We start from the raw sequence: 1,281 nt of genomic DNA, 5'->3' as shown, positions 1-1,281 counted from the left end.
TAGAAGGTGCCGTGCGTGTGGCGCAGGTGAAAGTCCTGCGACAGGCCGCGCAAGGTTTCGGCATGCCCGAGAAACAGCACGCCGCCTGGGGCCAGCGAGCGGGCAATGCGCGCCACGGCCGCTTCCGCGCCCTGCGGCGTGAAGTACATCAGCACGTTGCGGCAAAACACCACATCGAACAGGCCTGGCCGCCAGAAGCCGGCGTCGTGCAGATGGATATTGCGCTGCTCGAACACCACCGCGGTTCGAATGGCGTCATCGATGATCAGTTCGCGCCCTTCGAGCCGGAACCAGCGGTCTTGCATGGCCGCAGGCGTTTCGCGCAGGCTCCAGGCCGTGTAGCGGGCGCGGCGTGCCTTGTCGAGCATCACCGGGTTGACGTCCACCGCCTGGATGGACAACGTCCAAGCTGCGTCGGGCAGACGTCCGTGCAAGGCCATCGCGATCGAATAGGCCTCTTCACCCGACGCACAACCCGCCGACAGGATGCGCAGGCACCGCTGGCCGACGCGGGCGCGGAGCCGATCGGGCAGCACCTGCTCCTGCAATGCGCGGAACTGGTCGATGTTGCGGAAGAAGTAGGTCTCGGGGACTGTCAGTTCTTCGGCCAGCGTGCCGAGCTCGGTGCCCATGGCTTCGAGCTCGAGCCAATCGAGGTAGCCATCGTCGGTTTGACGCGCGCGCTCCACTTGCCGCCGCAGCACGTCACCCAGCCAGCCCAGGCGGGCGTCCTCGAACTGCAGGCCCAAGCGGCGCGCGATGAGCCCTCGAAAACGCTCGACCTGGTCGGTGCGGGTCAATACCGTCATGACAGCTGCTCCGCGGCGATTGCCACAGGCTCTGGCAGCAGTCGGGCGCTGCGCAGCACCAGCAGCAGCTCTGCATCCAGCCTGCCGACCGCGGCGATGACTTCGGTGTCGGCGTCGCGCAACAGCGGTGGCAAGGCATGCAGCGAACCCCGCGATACCGTGCGCACGCCGAGCACGCTGCCCACGGCCAGGGCGATGCGGCGGCCATCGACCACGACGACGACGAAACGCTCGGCGCGCTCGTGCTGCGCGCCCAGCAGGCGGGCCGTGTCAACGACTGGCAAAGGCGCGCCGCGGATCACGGCCAGCCCCAGCACGAAGGCGGGGCTGCCTGGCATCGGCTCGATCGGCAGCGGGCGCAGGGTTTCAACCACGCGCCCAAGTGGCACCGCGCACAGCCGGGCCTGCACGCGGCAGACCAGCCACAGGTCGGAGTCGAACTCGTCCACGATGCGGCCACGCGCTGCTCAGC

Annotated in this window: 2 protein-coding genes; both read right to left on the bottom strand. The window is 68.4% G+C overall.

The genetic code is table 11. The annotated features are described in order from the left end of the window. The coding region (locus AC1DYI_RS36040) for a CheR family methyltransferase (RefSeq protein WP_477208885.1) at nt 1-809 on the bottom strand (809 nt) is incomplete at its 3' end. Continuing rightward, nucleotides 806-1,258 carry a chemotaxis protein CheW gene (locus AC1DYI_RS36035; protein WP_477208884.1) on the bottom strand — a complete coding sequence of 151 codons (453 nt, stop codon included), beginning with the start codon at nt 1,256-1,258 and terminating at the stop codon, nt 806-808. The genes AC1DYI_RS36040 and AC1DYI_RS36035, both read right to left, overlap by 4 nt. Nucleotides 1,259-1,281: the final 23 nt, after the last annotated feature.

The sequence above is a fragment of the Ideonella sp. P3_A4 genome (assembly GCF_056403075.1).
This window is presented reverse-complemented; position numbering and strand designations above follow the sequence as displayed.